The sequence below is a fragment of the Arthrobacter oryzae genome, from assembly GCF_037911235.1.
Taxonomy (GTDB): Bacteria; Actinomycetota; Actinomycetes; order Actinomycetales; family Micrococcaceae; genus Arthrobacter; species Arthrobacter oryzae_E.
Map to the genome: position 1 here is coordinate 145,234 of NZ_JBBLYW010000021.1, position 18,450 is coordinate 163,683.

Below are 18,450 nucleotides of genomic sequence, written 5' to 3' on the forward strand. Positions count from 1 at the left end.
CTAGCCCCCGGCGGGCGGGACCACGACGGCTGGCGAGCCCTCGTTGAGCGGGTCGGGGTTGGCCGCGGGGGCGACTACGCCGAACTCGTAGCCCTTGGCCCGCAGTGCATCGATGGTTTTGGCCAGGTAGTTCCACTGCGACGCGGGACAGGACAGTACGTCATTACCGTCGTGGAGGAGGATGATCGCGCCGGGCGCTGCCTCGTCCATGACATACTTCTGAACGCCGGCCGCGCCTGGGCACTCGAAGTCGCCTGGTTGGCCGATGTGCCAGCGCCAAAGAATCCCGCCGGTCATGCCGATGGACTTGATGTAGTTCAGCGAATAGGAAGTGCTGTTGCCGAACGGGAAGCGCATCAGCTTGGGCGCCGTGCCGGTGATGGTCTTGATCGCGGCGTTGGTGCGGTCAACCTCCTGCCTCTGCCTCGTCTGGTTCAGGTCGGGGAAGTTGGCGTGGTTCCACGAGTGGTTGCCGATCACGTGCCCCTCGGCCTTGATCCGGCGGACGAGGTCGGGGTACTGCTGTGCGTGGGAGCCCTGGAGGAAGAACGTCGCCTTGACGCCCTTCTGCTTGAGGACGTCGAGGACGAACGCAGTGCGCTGGGGCGAGGGCCCGTCATCGAACGTCAGGCCGATCAGCGGCTCGTCGGCGGCCTGGGCCGCCGACGTGGGGCCGCCGGCCAGCAGGCCCACGACCAAGCTTGCGGCGGCCAGAGCCACTGCGGAAATCTTGCTCATTTTCATGGTGCTCTTCTTCCGTTTTTAAGGTTGTCTTCAACCCTGCATAGGGGAGCACCTTACGGCTGCACTAAGGCGCTGTAAACAGCTATTTGCTTGGCTCGGCTTCGTGGTGATCTGAGTGGCACACGGAGTGTTCTGAAGTGACAAGAGTCATGACCAAACACGAACTCACCAGCTTGTAGCCACGCACTTGGCATGGCTTCCGGCCCCGCCGATCCGGCCTGCCAGCTGAGGTGTGAATTGCCGAAAGCCACTATCTACCAGGTGAACTTTGCCGCAAGATAACTGAATGAAAAAGATCCTTGTAGCCGGTTTGGCAGCGGTAATCATGAGCCTGGGCGGCATTGCCGCAGCGGCCCCGGGCAACGCCGCCGCGGAGTCAACACATATCGCGGGGCAAATCATGGTTAAGTTCCGCGACGCTGTCGCGGCGGCTGGCGTCTTACGCCAGCATGGCCTCAGCGAGGGCCGCGGTATCGGCAGCACCGGCGCTCAACTCATCAAGGTACCCGCCGGCAAAGAACTTCAACTCACCGAAGCCTTGAGCCGGAACCCGGCGGTTGAGTACGCCGAGCCGGACGAGCCCGTTTCCGCTGCTACGGCTGACGAGTATTTCCCCCGCCAGTACGCGCTGCAAAACAACGGTCAGTCATACACCAACACGGCCGGCACCTTGCCTGTTGCCGGGGGTACAGCAGACGCTGATGTTGACGCCGTCGAAGCCTGGACCGTCACGACCGGTAGCGGCATCAAAGTTGCTGTGCTCGACTCGGGTGTCGCCAGCGACAACCCCGACATCAACCCCAAGGTTGTTGCACGCGCCAACTTCAGCGGCGCGAGCACCAACGAAGACAATTACGGCCACGGCACCCACGTCGCGGGCATCGTTGCCGCCACCGCCGACAACATGATTGGTGTGACCGGGGTGTGCCGGGGTTGCACGATCCTGGCCGGCAAGGTCCTCAACGACAGCGGGGTTGGATCCAGCTCGGGCCTCGCGAACGGTATCAACTGGGCTGTCAGTAACGGCGCGAAGGTTATCAATATGAGCATCGGTGTGCGGGCGTCGCGGACCCTCGAAACTGCGGTCAATAACGCCTGGAGTCAGGGCGTGGTGCTCGTCGCCGCAGCAGGCAACGGCGGTAACCAGACCAAAATCTACCCGGGCGCATACCCCAACGTCATTGCCGTCGCCGCTACCGACAACACCGACGCCAAAGCATCGTTCTCAACCTATGGAGCCAGCTGGGTGGACATCGCAGCACCCGGAGTCAATGTCTACTCGACGTTCCCGAACCACACGTTTGTCCTCGGGACGCAGAACAAGCGCTCTTTCGGGTACGACGTGGGCAACGGAACTTCAATGTCCTCACCCATCGTTGCCGCCACTGCCGCTCTCGTCTGGAGCTCGCAGAGTGGTTCTACCAACGCATCCGTCCGCACCAAGGTGGAATCAAGTGCCGACAAGATCCTTGGCACGGGCACCAACTGGGCGCATGGACGCGTGAACGCAAACAACGCCGTCAGGTAGAGGGGGCCCCACGCCCTGCACGCGATCCCGCGGCCAGGGAAGTGCCGAAGGTCCCCGCCACCCGACGTCGTCAATCGCCGTCGTGAACGACGTTCCCGTCCTTGTCAGCCCCACCCGCCACGAGGAGACTTACTGTATTGCCGTCCGCTAGCGCCGGCGGCGGTGTTTTTCCTTTCGGGGGCCGGCGCCCTCCTGGCTGGTCGGGGAAGTCGTGGATGCATCGGGGTTGCGAGACGAGTTTGTGGTCGTCAACGGCGAGGCGGCGGGAAGCCGGATCCGCATTCCGCACGGCACAACCACCATCGGCAGCGGGGAAGGATCACGGCTGCGCCTGCCGGTGTCCGGAGTCAGCCGCCGTCACGCCGAACTGACTTCCCTGGACGGCCGGACGATCCTTACCGATCAACAGTCGCGCAACGGCACCTGGGTCAACGGCCACGTGATCACCTCGCCCACTGAGCTCGCCGACGGTGATGAGGTCCAGATAGGACAGGTGCTGCTCCGATTTGTTGAAGGGACGTACGACGGCGGCGGCTCACCTCCCGAAGCGGCCGGCGGGCCGGAGGGCCGCCGGCCCGCCCCGGCCGCTGCCCGGAAGAAGGGTCTCGGGGCGGCGCTGCTCTTCGCGGCCGCGATCAATGTGGTTGGACTGATCGGCAATAGCCTGACCTCGTTCCTGACCGAGCTGACACCGACGTGGACATGGTTCGTCACCCCGGCCATGGGCCTTGTTGTTGCACTGGGCGGTGAGGCTCTGGATTACCTCAAAGACAAGGCACAGCCGCCACCCCAGCGGGCGAAACCGCAGTACCGGCCGTCAATGCGGGTGCAGCCGGCAAGGCCCGCACGACCGCTGAGACCCGGCTACCCGGATGCCCGTGGGGGATCCTATGAGATTGGGAACGCGCATCCGTCCGGGCCGGCTGAGGTTGCACCGCGTTCGCGTTCCCGTCCAGTTATCGCCACGGTGCTGGTGACCCTGCTCCTGCTTGGCGGTGGCGGGTGGCTGCTGGCCGCCGGGGCGAGTTACGCCGTCGGATACTTCTCAGGCAACGAAGAAGGCACCCAAAGGCTGGCGCAACAGGTGGTGACGGAAGCGCAGGGCGTCACGGTAACCGTGCTCGGCGTGCAGAGCACCGCCCATTTCACCCGGGTGGAGATCCATGTGCGTAACGGGACCAGCAATTCCATGTCACTGCCGCTCTTCCACAACGCCATCCTCACCGGCCCGGACGGCACGACTTTCGACGCCGATTCCTTCCGCAGCAGCTGGCAGCCCGAAATACCGCCCGGGGGCCAGCGCAAGGGGACCATCAACTTCGAAAGCCAGCTGCCTGACGCAGGCGCACAGTGTCCCTCAGCTTCGTCACGGTGTTCATCCAGGGGTTCGACGGACCGCGGTCCATCACGGTCCCGGACATCCCGCTGATGCCAGTGGTAAAGCCGCTCTGAAAAACCGTGTACAGTAGAGACCGTTGTTGTGTTTGTATTTGGTAGTTCAGGCAGTACGCGGGGTCGAAAGTCCTCGTTCTTCTGAAGTAGCGGTTTTGAACACCCCACACCGGAGGACCCGAAAGTCGGGACAGTTCCTCCACCTTCACGAAGGACATAAATAATGGCTACTGGTACCGTCAAATGGTTTAACGCTGAAAAGGGCTTCGGCTTCATTTCCCCCGATGACTCCTCACAGGACGTTTTCGCACACTACTCTGCGATCAACTCCTCCGGTTTCCGCTCCCTCGAAGAGAACCAGAAGGTCTCCTTCGAAACCGAGCAGGGCCCCAAGGGTCCCCAGGCCGTAAACATCCAGGCTATCTAATTTCTTAGATACCCGGGACCGTTTAGGTTTCATAAAAGCAGGACCTGCCGTTTGGCAGGTCCTGCTTTTTGTTTCGCTTTTGAGCTACTTAAGTAGGTAGCAGACGTCTGTCACCTGACCGGGACCGTCCGCATTGAATGGCTCTACCTCGGCGCCGTTAGGTTCGGTGAGGGTGTAATGGAAGGTTCCTACGACGAACCAGAATCCCGCCTTTTGGGAAGCTCCTATGTAGTTGAAAAGTAGATTCTGACCGGTCACGGTCGAGAGGTAGTCTCCGTTCGCCAGCTGCACCTCTCGGCGAACACCGGTGATGACGTAATCGAGGGTCTTGCCATTGGCCGAAAGTGTCACCTTTTGCCCAGGTGCGACAGAGATGGTCTTGTTGTCGAGCAAAACGTCCTTGAACTTCCCAGAAACAGTTGCCTCCACGGGGAAGGTGCAAACGCCGTTGAATGTGACCGTGAAGAGTTCTCCCGGTTTGCCCGGAGGCTGTGCCGGTGCGGCTGCGACGGGACTGGCGCCTATGATCAGCCCCAGCATAGTAGTTATCAGAACAAGCAATTTCTTCATGGGGAATTCCCTCCATTGAGTTGAGCAGTGCGCATTTCATTCGAGTCACTTGCTGCGCACACTATGACGGCCAGACATTCAATCAGTGCGCATTCTCTATGGAGAACGACGCGAATGAGTCACCCCAGGAACATTCACCCACTCGACTTACCCGAAAGTAAGTGTCAACTCTCAGCATCAACGTCTTTGAAAGATGCTTAGGTGCAGGATAGTAGTGCCTTCTGGGACGGCAGTGGAAGTTATTTCAGCGATTTTAGAATAGAACTTTTTTCAGAGTCGCGACTAATTGCTCACGACGAAATCGGCGCTCATTTGTTCACTTCTTTAACAACATAATTGTGTGACGAAATAGCAAAATCGATATTCTGGCGCCGTCCGCAGCCGAGGGAGCCTAAAGCTGTCCCCGTGCGGCAAGGAACGCGTCCAGCGCAGGATTGTCGATCTCCTTCGCCAGCCAGGGCACCGTCTGCGCCGCGGCCTCATCGCCGAGCACCGCCCGGTGGGACTGAGCCCGCACCACGAACTCCCGCATTCCGCTGCGGCTGGCCAGTTCGGCTAGCCGCTCCACGAACTTGCTTGCCCGCGGTGAGCCCATTGCGATGGCCACCTCCGCTGCGGTATCAAGCAACCGGGCCGAGTACCAGAGGTACCACGGCTTGGGTTCCAGCCCCCGGTTTATCCAATGCTCGGCCGCTGCGAGATCGCCGTGAGCCAGGAACAGTCGCGCCTCAGCACCCGCCGCCAACGCCATGTAGCAGTGGTCGCCGGCCAGATCGGCCATCACCCAGGACCGGTCGATCATGGCTGCGGCCTCCTCCAGCCTTCCGGCGGCCAGGTAGGTCTCGCCACGGACCCCGTCGACGAACGGCTCGAACGCCGTCCAGTGCTCCTCCGCAATCCAAACCAACGCCCGGTCGAGGCAGGCGGCTGCCTTGTCCAAGTCCCCGCGGAGCAGGTGCACCCGGCCAAGCAGCGCCTCGCTGAACGCCTGCTGCCGGCGGTTGCCGACCACGAGGGCCAGCCGTCCGGATTCGGTCAGCGCAGTGACGGCGTCCCCGTACCTCGCCGTATCCGACGCCAGCATCCCCTGGATCGCCAGAATCCGGGCCTGTTCGTCAGGGAATCCCTCGGCAGCCCGCATCGCACGGTCCAGCCACCCGGCCGCACGGTCCGGGACACCGCGCTGAACGGACAAATAGCCCAGCTCCCGATAGGCCGCGGCGGCAGTCCGGGAGGCGCCGTCGGGCCCTTCCGCCTGCAGCGCGCGGTGCAGGAAGTCCGCCACCTCGGCGCCGCGGCCGCCCGCCTGGTGAATCAGCGCACCGGACAGCGTCACGAGCGACTCGGCGATCAAATGGGAATCCGCGGTGCGCTGGGCCAGCACCACCGCGAGCCGCAGCTGATCGAGTCCTCGGTCCACGGCGCCCGCCCAGAGTGAGGCACCGCCGGCGTCGAGATAGGACCGCGCAGTGGCTACGGTGGCCGGCAGTCCGGGGTCCGGTTCCGGAGCCGCATCGGATAGCGCCCGCCGTACTTCCGCGGGCAGCGGCAACCCAAGCTCATCGCGGTAGAGGTTGCCGCATTTAGTGACATGCTCGCGTGCCCGGCGGTGCTCGCCCAGAGCCACCAACGCTTTGACCAGGACGGCATTGCAGTCCGCGTGGAAGGGATCCCTTTGCAGCGCCAGCGCCGCCAGCTCCGCAGCCTCGCCAGGAGCGCCTGAAGCCAGGGCGGCCAACGCAGCCTCGTACAGCAAGGACTGGACGACGTTGTCCAGACGGTAGCGCTGGTCCGCCAGCCACGAATCGAAGACGGGGGAATCGGCGAACGAGAGCCCTTCCAGTAACTGGCCGGTGAAGCGTCGCGGGTCGATGCCGGGGATTCCGGCCGAGTCGACCACCTGCAGCGCATCGCAGCGCCACGGTGGCTGAAGCGTCAGCCGCAGGGGATCGCCGGCCACCGCCACGCCGTCGAGCGTCCGGCGCAGCTCGGACAGGTTCCAGCGCAGGGCGCCGAGGGGATCCTCAGCATCGGGAAACAGCAGCGCCGCCGTGCGGGAGCGGCCGAGGCCGTCCGCCTGCAGGGCGAGGTAGGCCAGCACGGCCCAGGCCTTGCGGCCTCTGGGCTGCGGGGGAGTCACGCCGGGGGACTCGATCCGTGGCGGACCGAGGAGCCGAATCCATTTCTCGGCCATACGGCTCATGGTACGCCGAGGACTGGACGGCGTCTCCGGGGTTCACACGCTTGCTCACACGCCTGCCGGACACACTGAAATCACCCTATCCGCACACACTCACTCGAGGTGCAACACCATGGAACTGCTCGGCTTCCTGCTATTTGGACTCTGGGTTCTCAGCGTTACCGTCCATGCCGTTCTGACCGACGGCCGGGGCCACCTGCCCGACATTCGTTCCACTGCGCCGTGGACGGCAGGCAACCTTCCCAGCGCGCCATACGCATCGCCGCGGATCTAGCTGGGTCCGACAGCTTAGCCACCGCGAAAGTACGACGGCGGGAGGCCGGCAATCGCTGCCGGCATCCCGCCGTCGTGCGCTGCTAACGACGTTCGCCGTGGCTCAGCCAGCCTTGAAATCGAAAGCAAGGGACGCCGGGAGGGGGCCGGTCAGCATCTCGGAAGTGATTCCGTGAATTGCCTGGATTTTCTCCCCGAACCATTGATCGTGCGGATCGTCTGAGTTCGCGGCCGCCTGGAAGGACTTGGCCAGATCCTCGGCTTCGTGGAACAGGCAGGCAAAGTCGCCCTGCGGGGTCTGCATGAGGCTGACAACTTCCCGTGTCAGGCCCATCCGCTCGCGGGAACGCCGGTGGTCCTCCTTGCGGGGGCCTTCAATCTCCTCGATGAGCGACTTCCACTCGTCGAGTTTTCCCGGCAAAATCGGCGCGAACCAGGTGATGCATTCCATGACAGTTCCTTCCACGCAGTTGCTTCAGAATGTTGCGGCGCGGGTCCAACGGCCGCCGTGCACCTGCATGATAGTCCTGCGGAAAGACGCGGCATAGAGACTTGGGTAAGTGTTCCGTATGACGGTGTCCGGCAGCCAAATCAGCCCTCAAGCTCCAAGCTAAGATCCACGTCCACGTCATCGCCGTCGCGGATGCCGGCCGCGGATCTGATGGCCTTCTTGACCGGAAGCAGGTACGAATCGCTCTTGCTGTCCGGGAAGATCGACGTGGACCAGCTGTTCCCGGCGATCGAGGCCGTGACCTTCACCGAACCGAATCCCTTACGGAAGGGCGCGGCCTCGTCGCGGATCTCGTCCGCCAGGTCCTGCGGCAACGTGATGAAATGCCACCCGGCTTCCTCCGGATAGTGCCACAGCCCGCCACGGAACGAATACGACGTCACGCTTTGAGTATGGCACCTGCCGGGTTTCGACAGACGCTCCTAGCCGATCCACCGTCGAGACGAAAAACTTGGACCACGCTGCCAATCGGAAGGTGCCGGGACTTTGCTGCGTTCATTGATTGAATGAGCGCATGGGAAATGCAGATCTCTTGGATGAGGAACCGAAAATAGCCATCTCTAGGGATAGGCGACCCGCGAGTAAGGACCTCCAAAGGGAGTTGCTCGACATGGCGGATGGTACTCTCCGTGTTTTACCGCTGTTGGCCATTATCGAAGGCGGTTCCTCACGGCATGTGTTTGCTGGAAGTACGGCTATTTTCGTCCAAGAGGGCAAGGTCACTGACCTGCGCGTGTGGTTGGACGAGGAAGCGGAATCAAACGCCAAGGGCACTTTGAGGGAGTGCAAGCCTGATGATTCACAACTGGCCCTCTTGAAGTCTCAGCTTAAGGCCAGGATTACGGATTTCACAGATAGCGCATCTTTATCCGCTGAAAACGAAGAATGCGCGGCAAAAGTCTCAAAACGATTGGCCGAGGATTCCTTAGATGCGCTGAGCAAACTCAGGGAACTTCGTTACGACTTGGAGCGAGAGCTAATCGATCCTCCGCGAGGGTCGACTTCGGGAATCGTGACAAGTTTGACCTTGCTCAGCATTATTATCGGAAAGTGCACTGAACAGGCTCGGCGCTCGGTCAGAGAAGGGCTATGGCTCTGGATTCCCGAATCGGATGTCTATCACGCTTACCGCAGACATCGCGATCCACAAATCCTTCGGCAGGTTGAGGCCTCTGATTTCGTCTTCCCGGAGTGGACAGAACACCATGACGCAGCAACCCGTCATTGTCAGTCTCTTGAGGAGCAATTACGGGAGGAATCCCAGTACGTGCGGTCATTATTGACCGCGGCGTCGAGCATTTCATCCGCCTCGGAAGCAGATGCGCAAGCCAAGCTGAACTGGATCGTAGCCGCAGTGTCGATCGCAGTTGGCGTTCCCGGTTTGATCTTCTCCCTATACGGTGCCAATAACCTGGAAGAACTCAAGGAGTGGTCTGCGGGACTGTGGCCTTACACAGCCCTGCTGCCTACTTCCCTCGCAATTGCCGCCTGGGCTATGCACAAAAAGCATGCGCCGGTGTGGGTGTTGGCGGTCGCATGCACCATTATGGTTGTGGTCGTTCTCTTAGCTCTTTGGATGGCGCCGCTCCCCCCGCCAGAGGGCTGAGGGTAGAAACTCTTGGGGCGGACGCTCTGGCGTAACACCCCCGCCACCAACGGTTCACCCGCCACGGCAACGATAAGCAGTATGACTGCTTTCACCCGCCGAAATGTCCTCAAAAGTGCCCTTGCCGCCGCCGGAGCTGCCGCCGTCGTACCCGCCGCAACCGGTGCCGCGCACGCAACCAGCCCTGCCGGTGTCGCGCTGGTCCGCAACCGCCTGACCCTCCCGTCCGGCATCGCCACCGGCGATGTCACCGCCGATTCCGGCGTGCTGTGGTCCCGCGCGTCGGGCCCTGGCCGGCTGGTGGCCAGCCTGCTCGCCGTCGATGAAGAGGGCGCCCCGCTCCGCGGCGGCAAGGCCTTCCAGCGGGTCCTGCGGGGGAGCGCCGCCAGCGAAGCAACAGACTTCACCTCCCGGATTAACGCCGAGCACCTCCCGGCCGGCACCCGCTTCGCGCTCACCCTGCACTTCGAGGACGCCGACGGCAACGCCGGCGAAACCGCGCAGGGCTCCTTCAGCACCGCGCCCGGAACCGGGCTCATCAGCAGCGGCCGCGCGCCGCGCAAGCAGAGCTTCGTCTGGACGGGCGATACCGCCGGCCAGGGCTGGGGCATCAACGAGGAGATCGGCGGCATGCGCGGCTACGCGGCCATGCACGCCACCAAACCGGACTTCTTCATCCACTCCGGCGACACCATCTACGCCGACGGCCCCATCGCCGCGCAGGTCACCGAGCCCGACGGGCAGATCTGGCGCAACCTGGTCACGGAGGAAGTGTCCAAGGTGGCCGAGACCCTCAACGAGTTCCGCGGCCGGCACCGCTACAACCTCATGGACCGCAACGTCCGCGCCATGTACGCCGAGGTGCCGGTGATTGCCCAGTGGGACGACCACGAAACCCACAACAACTGGTACGCCGGGGAGCTCATCACCGACGCCCGCTACACCGAACGCCGCATTGACGTGCTCGCCGCCCGCGGCCGCCAGGCCTGGCAGGAATACCAGCCCGTCTCCGGCCTCAACACCCGGATTGGCGACGGCAGCACCGGCTTCGAACCCGCCCGCATCTACCGCAAGATCTCCCGGGGCCCCCAGCTGGACGTCTTCTGCCTGGACATGCGCACCTTCAAGGACGCCAACACCGACGGCAAGGAAACGCGCCTCACCCACATCCTGGGCCAGGAACAGGCCGAGTGGCTCATCAAGGAAGTCAGCAAGTCCAAGGCCACCTGGAAGGTCATCTCCGCCGACCTCCCGCTGGGACTGATCGTCCCCGACGGCCCGGTCAATCAGGAATCCCTCGCCAACCGCGACGCCGGCGCCCCCTTGGGCAAGGAACTGGAGATCGCCGGGGTGCTCTCGGCGTTGAAGCGCAACCGGGTTAAAAACGTGGTGTGGCTCACGGCCGACGTCCACTACTGCGCCGCCCACCACTACTCGCCCGAGCGCGCCGGCTTCACCGACTTCGACCCCTTCTGGGAATTCGTGGCCGGCCCCATCAATGCCGGCAGCTTCGGCCCCGGCGAACTGGACGGCACCTTCGGCCCCGAGCGGGCGTTCTACAAGACCGGCGCCTACCCCAACCAGTCCCCGCGCACCGGAGAAAACCAGTTCTTCGGCCACGTGGACCTGAACGAGGACGACGTCTTCACCGTCAGCCTCCGCAACGCCAACGGCACCGTGCTCTGGACCAAGGAGCTTCAGCCGGCGCGCTGACCCGGCATCGGGAAGCACAACCAGGAGAGTACGACGGCGGGAGGCCGGCAAGCGCTGCCGGCCTCCCGCCGTCGGGAGTTCTTCCGTTCGAAGGCAGGTCAGCCCTCGAGGTCCACGGACCGTGATTCCGCGTCGCTGAGCCGGGCAGCGTCCAACACCTCGAGCGTGTGGACAGCCTCGGCGCCGGGGACCGGCTCGGGTCCCTTACCGGCAACGGCCAGCGCGAACTGCTCGTAGTAGCGGTGATACGCGCCCTGCTCGGACGGCACGCGGGTGGCGCCTGCCGCCGTCGTGAGCGCTCCCCAGCGGGATTCTTCCTCGTAGCCCCAGCCCGCGGGGTCGTCCGCCGGGCGCCGGCCCGATATGGCCGCGTTGGCTTGCACGTCGGCCTGCTGCGAGACGTAGCTTCCCTCGGAGCCAAGCAGCCGCAGTTCCCGCGCGACCAGCCGGTTGCTCTTGGTGGCGGAGACGTGGGACTTTACCCCGCTCCGGTGCGCAATCGTCACAAAGAAGCCGGAGTCGGTGCGGCCGGCGTCCAGGTCCACCCAGTCGAGAGCGGCGTAGACGCTGGCGGCCGGCCCAAAGAGCCACAGCGCCTGGTCCACCAGGTGGCTGCCGAGGTCGCGCAGCAGTCCGCCCGCCGGGCCGGCTTCGAGGGTGTCGGGCTGGTCAAGGTCGAAGCGGGACTCAAAGCGCGCCACCTGACCCACGGCGCCGGACTCCAGCACCGCGCGCAGCGTGCGGATGTCCGTGTCCCACCGGCGGTTGTGGAAGACATTGAGGATCACGCCGGCGTCGGCCGCAGCCTTCACCAGCTCGCGCCCCACCTCCGCATTCGGGGCAAAGGGCTTGTCCGCCACCACATGGACGCCGGCCTTGATGGCTTCCAGGACGAGCTCGCGGCGCGTCTCCGGCGGCGTGGTGATCACCACGGCATCCACACCGGCTGCCAGCAGGTCGGTGAGGGAATCGTAGAGCGGGACGTCCGGGTACTCTTCCGCAGCCTCGGCGCGGCGGACGGGGGAGCGGGTGACGATGCCCGCGAGTTCCACCCCGTCCGCGGCCGTGATGAACGGTGCGTGGAAGATCCGGCCGCCAAAGCCGAATCCAACAAGTCCAAGTTTCACAAGATCTCCTTCGTCCCCGTGAGGGTGTTTATTCATACCTGCGCGAGTTTGTCCTTATGTTAGAACAAACTCTGCGAATATGGGAGGGTCTCAGGCTCTTTTCTGCTGTGTAGCGCAGATTACTGAACGGCCAGGCGCGGGTCATCCATCTGACGCACGAGCAGCTCGCCGGCCTCCTGGGCGCCTCCCGGGAGGCCACCAGCAAGGTCATGGGTGAGCTTACGTCCAGAAAGGCCATCCGCCAGGGCAGGGGGCGCATTGTCATCCAGGACCGTGACCTCCTGCGTGAAACCGCCCGGAGCACCGCATGATCACCGCCACGTTGCATTACGAGTTATCAGCGGGCTGCTGCCAGAGCATCGGGAAGTTCGGTCAGGGCGGTGACTGAGAATTCAGGAACCTCAAAGTGAGCCGGGTAGCTTGCTCCGGCCCGGTTCAGCCACGCTGTCCGTAGCCCGGCACGGGCGGCGCCGTGGATGTCCCAGGGGTGGACTGCGACCAGCAGCATGTTGACCGGCTCAACTCCGGAAGCGGCGGCGGCATATTCGTAGGATGCCCGGGCAGGCTTCCACGCGGGAGCATCTTCGACCGAAAGCAGCAACTCAAACTGGTCACGGATTCCCGCCTCGCCGAGCAGCTTCCCGGCGATCCGGGCCGAGCCGTTGCTGAGTGTGATCAGCCGGCACCCGGCCGCTGCGAGTGCCCTGATACCGTCCGGGACATCAGGATGCACCCGTAGGCCGGACATGCCGCCCATGACGTGTTCGACGGCTGCTTCCACGGGGCGGGTGACCTCCACCCCGGCGAAGAGCTCCCGGAGTACATCGGCGCCGATGGCGGCGAATGGCCTGTTGTCTCCGCTGGCAGTAAGCGCGAACCCGTCGCGCAGCAGCGTAGCGAACCAGAGCTTGGCCAGTTCAGAAGGCGCTCCGACCTGCCGGAAGCGTTCCCCCATGGGAGACATGTCAGACAGGGTTTCGTTGACGTCAAAGACAATAACTGGCATGGCTGTGGTCATGGATCCTCCTCGTTGCGGTGCATAGTTCCCGTCCAAGTCTGCCGCCTCCGCGCAGAATACTGACGAGTAGAAACCGTGCTAGCACGGAAGTGCGGGAGGGGTGCCCGGAGCCACCATGGATACATCGGAACGCGCGGGGAATCCCGGCGGATCCGAAGCTCAATCCGAAGCCCGGGATCTCCGGGCAGGGCACCTCATCACTCGCATCTTTCCCCTCAGGAGCACCCCCATGTTCAACGCATCAAACACCAAGAAGTCCCACCCCGTCCGCCGCAAGGTGGCGCTGCTGACCGCAATCGGGCTCGGGGCGGTGGCGGCACCGTTCGCCCTGGCTGCACCGGCGCAGGCGGCCGGCACCAACTACGCCTGCTCGGTCACCCCGCTCCGGCCCGTCTTTGCCGGCCACAACTCCGCCGGCGTGAAGCTGGTGGACTACCGGGTCCAGGTCTATTGCAACACCGACCGCTACATCAACATCACGCAGGAGCGGTGGGAGGAGGACGACTGGCCCAACGGTGACGACCACCTGGGCACGTCGTACTTCAGCCGCCACCTGAACCAGTACAGCGGCACAGTGACCATTTCCAACATCCGCACCCTGGTGGACGGCGAGATCGGCAACGAGGAGGTCTACCAGAAGGTCCGCTTCCAGGAAGGCAGCAACGGCGTCTGGTCGCCGTACACCGGCTGGTACAACAGCGGCGTCACTTCAATGTCGAACTGACGCCCGCCAAAGGGGCCGGCACTGAACGGCCGGCTCCGGGCGGGCCGGCCCCTGAAACGCCCAAGGCCCGGTTCCCCCAACCGGGCCTTGGGTTTTTCAAGCGCTGACCGCTCCGCCGTCGGGCTTTTTCGCTCCGGCCACGCCCCGCGCCGCCCGGAAGTGCGGGACACTGGAAGTTACAGCACCCACGAAAGCGGACCCCACTTTGATCAATCTGCAGCAGGACACCGACGGCTTTATCCGGATGAGCCGGCACTTCCCGGAAAAAGTCCGGGTCGCCGTCACCTTTGCCGACGGCACCACGGAGGAGCTATCCGGCGGCAGGCTCAACAAGGCCTACGACGACGCCCTGGCCGAATACCGTGCGCAAAACCACCTGGACGCCAAAGGCTTCTCGCGCTCGCCGAAGAAGACCGGCGCCGGAAACAAGATCGACTTTGTCCCCGTCCATCCGGGCATGGGTGACTGACCTTGAAGGAGCCCGCCGGCGCCGAACGGCTCGATCCGCTGCTGTATCCGTGGGATCCGCCCGAGTCCTCGGGTGTCATGGACGGCGAGCGTTTCCTGCCCCTTGAGCTGGCTGGCCTGGATGAAGCCCTCGCCGACGCCAACGCGGCACCGCTGGAGTCCCGCTCCCTGGTGCTCTCCATCGGCTCGAATGCCAGCGCAGACGTGTTGCGGCGGAAGTTCGCGGCCTACCACCAACCTGTCAGCCCGGTTTTGCCGCTGGTCCGCGGACGGCTCAGCAACATCGCCGTCGGCCACTCCGCGCACGTGAGCAAGGCCGGCTACATCGCGGCAGCCCCGTATCCGCGGCCGGGGGAGTGCACCACGGTGTGGGTTTCCTGGCTGGACGACCTCCAGCTGCTGGCTCTTGACGAGTCGGAGCCCAACTACCGCCGGATACAGCTCGACGCCGGCGCCTGCCCGCTCGCGCTCGACCTCGGCGACCGTCCGGAGGACTTTTCACTGTTCACCTCGCGCTGGGGCGTGCTGACCGACGGCGACGGCGGGGAGCTCCCCTTCGTGGACCAGCCGGCGCTCTTCGGGCTACTGGCCGGGAGCAGCACCGGTGAATATCTGGAGGAGGGAAAGTCGGTGTTCGACGGGCCGCCGGAACTCGTGGCCGAGCAGCTCGCGCTGCCTTCGGTCCAGGCATGGGCCACGGAATGGTTCAGCGCGGCCGGACTGGCCGCACCGGTGGACTTCGACGGGCTCTGCGCCGGATAACCCACGTCTGCTGCCGCATCAGCGGGCGGCGATGTGCTCCGCAATGAACCTGGCGTCGCGGCCAACGCCGGCCACGATCGACGAGCCGTGCCGGTCAGCCATGGCAGCCCCACGGCGTACAGGCCGGGGTGTTCGGTGACGCCGGGCGAGGCAGGTTTCAAGGGGTGATGGGTGCCGTCCGGGGCGGGCTGACGGAGCCATGGCAGGGGTCCGTGCTGCCGGCCCGAAAGCAGGCCGCCCGGCGTCGTTCGTAATTTTTCCGTCGGTACCGTGCTGGAGAACTGGATTGCCGCCGGAGTCTGCAACAATGCTGGAGGTGTCCGGGCGGCTCAGCGTCCGGCACTGTTATTTTTGCAGCCGGGCCCCGTGGCCGCGGAAGGCGGTACGCATGCCGATGTGGGCGCAGGCCATGTTCTGGGGAACCCTGGCGGGCGGGGCGCTGGTGCTGGGTTCCTGGCTGTCGTGGAAGTGGACCATCCCTCCGAAGCTGGTGTCCTCCATCATGGCCTTCGGCGCGGGTGTCCTGATCTCCGCGCTCGCGTTCGAGCTGGTGGACGAAGCAGTGGACGGCGGCGGGTTGTGGCCCACGGTGGCCGGATTCCTTGCCGGTGCCGTGGTCTATGTCAGCGCCAACGCCCTCCTGGCACGCTCCGGCGCCAAGCACCGTAAACGGTCCAAAGGCCAGCAGCCCTCGGAGAAGGACAGCCCGGGCAGCGGCACGGCGATCGCCGTCGGCGCCCTCCTGGACGGCATTCCGGAATCCGTGGTCCTCGGCCTGGGGCTGATCACTGCCGGAACCGTCAGCCCGGCGATGCTGGCCGCCGTCTTCATCTCCAACGTCCCGGAAGGCCTGTCCAGCACGGCTGGTATGAAAAAGGCGGGCCGAAGCGCCGGATATGTCTTCGGCGTCTGGGGAGGCATCGCGGTGCTCTGCGGTCTCGCATCCCTGCTGGGCTACACGGCGCTGGAGAACGCACCCGCTGAGGCCGTGGCGTTCATCACCGCCGTAGCTGCCGGCGGCATCCTGGCCATGCTCGCGGACACCATGATTCCCGAGGCCTTCGAAGAGCACCACAACCTCACCGGACTCGTGGCGTCCGTGGGATTTCTGTCCGCCTTCACCATTCATCACGTGGGCGGTTAGGGCTCGCAGCTCCGTGCGGCCTGGGCCGCTCCAGCGCCCAGTCCCAGTCGATCAGCTCCTGCCTTCCGGCTACTCCGCGTTAGGCAGTCCTGCCGGGGGATATGACGTTGAGGCCGGCGTCCATTGCGGCCGCGAGCAGTTCGCCGTCGTAGGCAACCAAAACGTCGGCCTGGAGCCGGATGGCCGCCGCCAGATGAATGGCGTCTGCGCTACGCAGCCGTCCGGGCAACGCGGCCGCGTACATGAGGTCTGTGCGGGCCACGTCAAGCAGGTTGATTCCGCCCAATACGGTATTGACGAGGCCGCTGGGGAGTCCGCGCCGGTGAGCTGCGCAGTGAAGCTCCGTGTAGACGAGCATGGAAGCCACAAGGTGGTCGCCTCGGCCGGCTGCGTTGGAAAAATACCCTGCGGCCACGGAAGATTCCTCCTCCTCGACCACCAGCTTCAGGACTGCTGACGTGTCAACGTAGATGATCAACGGTCCCCGCGAAGGTCCGCCAGGATTTCCGCCGTGCTGTTTGCCGCAGCTACGCGTGGTAGGGCTTGAAAATCGACGACGGCGGTGGACGCCGGCTTGACTTGGCCCGCTAAAAGGAGCCGCTCGAAGGGGGAGACCGACGGCGGGATCAGCGTGGCCGCGATCTCCCCGTTATTGGTCACGTCAATAATTTCACCGTTCTTCACACGCTCCAGAATCTTGCTGCTCTGGTTGCGCAGTTCGCGGTGCGGGATGGTTGTCATGGCGGCCTCCTCCGTAGCAATCGTAGCAATCTGTGGCTGGAGCAGGAAGGGTCCGGCGGGGTGCATGAACCGGGGCCTTTACCGGCTGCCGCTGTCCGGGCCAATGCGGCCGGCAAGGTTGGTGAGAACCTGCGCACCTGCCTCGGCGCCGGCAGCTTTGCGGAGGCGGGCGCCCACTACTGCCGCGGCCTTGCGGTGGCTGTCCGACTCCAGCAGTGCGGTGAGGGCGGTGCTGATCTGCTCCGGCGACGACTTGCGGTTCAGGAGCACCCCGGCCCCCGCATCGCTGATGGCCTTGCCCACCATGCGCTGGTCCAGCATGGGGTGCATCGGCAGGACCATGACCGGCAGGCCGTGGGCCAGTGCACGCATTGAGGTGGCGTGACCGCCGTGGCCGATGACCGCGCTGCAGCCCGGCATGATCTGGCTGTGCTCCACATAGCGGTGCACGGAGGCGTTCGCCGGGGCCCACAGGTTCGCCGGATCCACGGCCGGGCCGGTGGTCATGACCAGTTCCACGGACAGTCCGGACGCAGCGTCCAGGATCCTCTGCAACACCTCTTGCTGCCCGGGAAACGCAGTGGTGCTGAGGCTGGCGAGTACCCGTGGCGGACTCCCGTTGGCCGATGGCGGCCCGGCTTCAGAGCCGACGTCATCCACCACGGCCCCGGACCACACCACCCTGCCCCGATGATTCAGCCCGGAAGCGCCGCCGTCCCGCGAGCCGGCCGGATCCAGCAGCCGGTCCGAGCAGACCAATACCCGTTCCGCCCGCCCTACCACGCGGCGGGGCGGCAGTCCCTTGAGTGAAAGCACGGCGCCCATGGGCCCACGCCGAAACGGGCCGTCGAAGAAGGCGAAGAAACTGTGAACCAGCACCACCTGCGGCAGCCCCGCCTTCGCGGCGGCATCGATCGCGCCCAGGAGCAGGCAATCGACGACGGCGACGTCCGGCACCTCGCGCCGTGCCTCCTCCACGAGGTCGCGGCCGATGCCGGCGTCGCTGAACACGTTCAGCATGGCCGCGAACTGTCGGTGTGCCGGTGCGGCCACTGCCGGTTCCAGCGGGGCCGCGTGGCGGTAGGGGATGAATTCCGCGCCGGAAGCCTCTACTGCCTTCGCTTGCTGGGCGTGCCCGAGGAAACGGACCCGGTGCCCCCGCCGCAACAGCTCGCGGCCGATGCCGAGGGCCGGGGGAAGGTTGCCGCCCGCGTCGAGCGTGGCGAAGAGGAAATTCGACATTGGGTCCTCCTCAAGCTTTACCTGCTGCCGTCCTGCACTGTCCGGCAGCAGCAATACCGGCAGTGATCGCACCGGTACTGCTGGATGTTAGTCGCCCGGGCCGGGCCGGGACAGAGCCGAACAGTAGTGGCACCTGGAAGGCCTCGGCCAGAGGGTTTTCCGCTGAGTGGCGGGGCGTGACCCACTTCATAGAAGCCCTGTTTAGCCTGGTTGGCCCCTCGGAGAGCGTGCAACGGCCGGATTTCCCTGAGTTGGCGGGG

20 protein-coding genes are annotated in these 18,450 nt (G+C 64.7%); 10 read left to right on the top strand and 10 right to left on the bottom strand.

Features of this window, described 5'->3' with window-relative positions; genetic code table 11:
• Nucleotides 1-738 (bottom strand): polysaccharide deacetylase family protein, encoded by a 738-nt coding sequence (locus WMN78_RS06965; protein ID WP_340532834.1) that lies wholly within the window; start codon nucleotides 736-738, stop codon nucleotides 1-3.
• 292 nt (nucleotides 739-1,030) lie between these two features.
• Here WMN78_RS06965 and WMN78_RS06970 point away from each other — a divergent pair, with 292 nt between their 5' ends.
• From WMN78_RS06970 to WMN78_RS06980, 3 genes are all read left to right on the top strand, one after another.
• Complete coding sequence (locus tag WMN78_RS06970) at nucleotides 1,031-2,272, top strand: S8 family serine peptidase (protein ID WP_340532835.1); 1,242 nt, start codon at nucleotides 1,031-1,033, stop codon at nucleotides 2,270-2,272.
• A gap of 226 nt (nucleotides 2,273-2,498) precedes the next feature.
• Nucleotides 2,499-3,701 carry an FHA domain-containing protein gene (locus tag WMN78_RS06975; protein ID WP_340532836.1) on the top strand — a complete coding sequence of 401 codons (1,203 nt, stop codon included), beginning with the start codon at nucleotides 2,499-2,501 and terminating at the stop codon, nucleotides 3,699-3,701.
• Between the two features lie 186 nt (nucleotides 3,702-3,887).
• A complete protein-coding gene (locus WMN78_RS06980) occupies nucleotides 3,888-4,091 on the top strand; it encodes a cold-shock protein (RefSeq protein WP_003806113.1) in 204 nt (67 codons plus the stop codon).
• A gap of 84 nt (nucleotides 4,092-4,175) precedes the next feature.
• Here WMN78_RS06980 and WMN78_RS06985 read toward each other — a convergent pair whose 3' ends face one another.
• From WMN78_RS06985 to WMN78_RS07000, 4 genes are all read right to left on the bottom strand, one after another.
• A complete protein-coding gene (locus WMN78_RS06985; RefSeq protein ID WP_340532840.1) occupies nucleotides 4,176-4,661 on the bottom strand; it encodes a hypothetical protein in 486 nt (161 codons plus the stop codon).
• 391 nt (nucleotides 4,662-5,052) lie between these two features.
• Nucleotides 5,053-6,855 carry an SARP family transcriptional regulator gene (locus WMN78_RS06990; RefSeq protein ID WP_340532841.1) on the bottom strand — a complete coding sequence of 601 codons (1,803 nt, stop codon included), beginning with the start codon at nucleotides 6,853-6,855 and terminating at the stop codon, nucleotides 5,053-5,055.
• Nucleotides 6,856-7,237: 382 nt separating this feature from the next.
• Complete coding sequence (locus WMN78_RS06995; RefSeq protein WP_340532842.1) at nucleotides 7,238-7,585, bottom strand: hypothetical protein; 348 nt, start codon at nucleotides 7,583-7,585, stop codon at nucleotides 7,238-7,240.
• Between the two features lie 140 nt (nucleotides 7,586-7,725).
• Nucleotides 7,726-8,028: a DUF1905 domain-containing protein gene (locus tag WMN78_RS07000; RefSeq protein WP_340532843.1), complete on the bottom strand. Its 303-nt coding sequence runs from the start codon at nucleotides 8,026-8,028 to the stop codon at nucleotides 7,726-7,728.
• A gap of 131 nt (nucleotides 8,029-8,159) precedes the next feature.
• Between WMN78_RS07000 and WMN78_RS07005 the strand changes: the two genes are divergently transcribed.
• Nucleotides 8,160-9,251, top strand: coding sequence for a hypothetical protein (locus WMN78_RS07005; RefSeq protein ID WP_340532844.1), 1,092 nt, complete (start codon nucleotides 8,160-8,162; stop codon nucleotides 9,249-9,251).
• Nucleotides 9,252-9,332: 81 nt separating this feature from the next.
• Nucleotides 9,333-10,964, top strand: coding sequence for an alkaline phosphatase D family protein (locus tag WMN78_RS07010; protein WP_340532845.1), 1,632 nt, complete (start codon nucleotides 9,333-9,335; stop codon nucleotides 10,962-10,964).
• Nucleotides 10,965-11,062: 98 nt separating this feature from the next.
• On the opposite strand, the gene WMN78_RS07015 is transcribed toward WMN78_RS07010, so the two are convergent.
• A complete protein-coding gene (locus WMN78_RS07015) occupies nucleotides 11,063-12,091 on the bottom strand; it encodes a Gfo/Idh/MocA family oxidoreductase (protein WP_340532846.1) in 1,029 nt (342 codons plus the stop codon).
• 143 nt (nucleotides 12,092-12,234) lie between these two features.
• Between WMN78_RS07015 and WMN78_RS07020 the strand changes: the two genes are divergently transcribed.
• Nucleotides 12,235-12,402: a helix-turn-helix domain-containing protein gene (locus WMN78_RS07020; protein WP_425341129.1), complete on the top strand. Its 168-nt coding sequence runs from the start codon at nucleotides 12,235-12,237 to the stop codon at nucleotides 12,400-12,402.
• Between the two features lie 26 nt (nucleotides 12,403-12,428).
• Here the strand turns inward: WMN78_RS07020 and WMN78_RS07025 are convergent, their stop codons facing one another.
• On the bottom strand, nucleotides 12,429-13,109 hold the full coding sequence (locus WMN78_RS07025; protein ID WP_340532847.1) for a haloacid dehalogenase type II: 681 nt from the start codon (nucleotides 13,107-13,109) through the stop codon (nucleotides 12,429-12,431).
• 229 nt (nucleotides 13,110-13,338) lie between these two features.
• Here WMN78_RS07025 and WMN78_RS07030 point away from each other — a divergent pair, with 229 nt between their 5' ends.
• The 4 genes from WMN78_RS07030 (at nucleotide 13,339) to WMN78_RS07045 (ending at nucleotide 16,207) form a co-directional block, all read left to right on the top strand.
• Nucleotides 13,339-13,833, top strand: a complete 495-nt coding sequence (locus WMN78_RS07030; protein WP_340532848.1) for a hypothetical protein — start codon at nucleotides 13,339-13,341, stop codon at nucleotides 13,831-13,833.
• Nucleotides 13,834-14,038: 205 nt separating this feature from the next.
• Nucleotides 14,039-14,302 (top strand): hypothetical protein, encoded by a 264-nt coding sequence (locus WMN78_RS07035; RefSeq protein WP_340532849.1) that lies wholly within the window; start codon nucleotides 14,039-14,041, stop codon nucleotides 14,300-14,302.
• A 2-nt stretch (nucleotides 14,303-14,304) separates the two neighbouring features.
• Nucleotides 14,305-15,063: a hypothetical protein gene (locus WMN78_RS07040; protein WP_340532850.1), complete on the top strand. Its 759-nt coding sequence runs from the start codon at nucleotides 14,305-14,307 to the stop codon at nucleotides 15,061-15,063.
• A gap of 388 nt (nucleotides 15,064-15,451) precedes the next feature.
• A complete protein-coding gene (locus WMN78_RS07045; protein ID WP_340532851.1) occupies nucleotides 15,452-16,207 on the top strand; it encodes a ZIP family zinc transporter in 756 nt (251 codons plus the stop codon).
• Nucleotides 16,208-16,286: 79 nt separating this feature from the next.
• Here the strand turns inward: WMN78_RS07045 and WMN78_RS07050 are convergent, their stop codons facing one another.
• From WMN78_RS07050 to WMN78_RS07060, 3 genes are all read right to left on the bottom strand, one after another.
• Nucleotides 16,287-16,685, bottom strand: a complete 399-nt coding sequence (locus WMN78_RS07050) for a type II toxin-antitoxin system VapC family toxin (RefSeq protein WP_340532852.1) — start codon at nucleotides 16,683-16,685, stop codon at nucleotides 16,287-16,289.
• Entirely contained in the window at nucleotides 16,682-16,948 is a 267-nt protein-coding gene (locus tag WMN78_RS07055) for a type II toxin-antitoxin system prevent-host-death family antitoxin (RefSeq protein WP_340532853.1), read from the bottom strand. Before WMN78_RS07055 ends, WMN78_RS07050 begins: the two co-directional genes overlap by 4 nt.
• Before the next feature lie 78 nt (nucleotides 16,949-17,026).
• The gene (locus tag WMN78_RS07060; protein WP_340532854.1) at nucleotides 17,027-18,190 is read right to left on the bottom strand and encodes a glycosyltransferase; all 1,164 of its coding nucleotides are present in this window, start codon (nucleotides 18,188-18,190) and stop codon (nucleotides 17,027-17,029) included.
• Nucleotides 18,191-18,450: the final 260 nt, after the last annotated feature.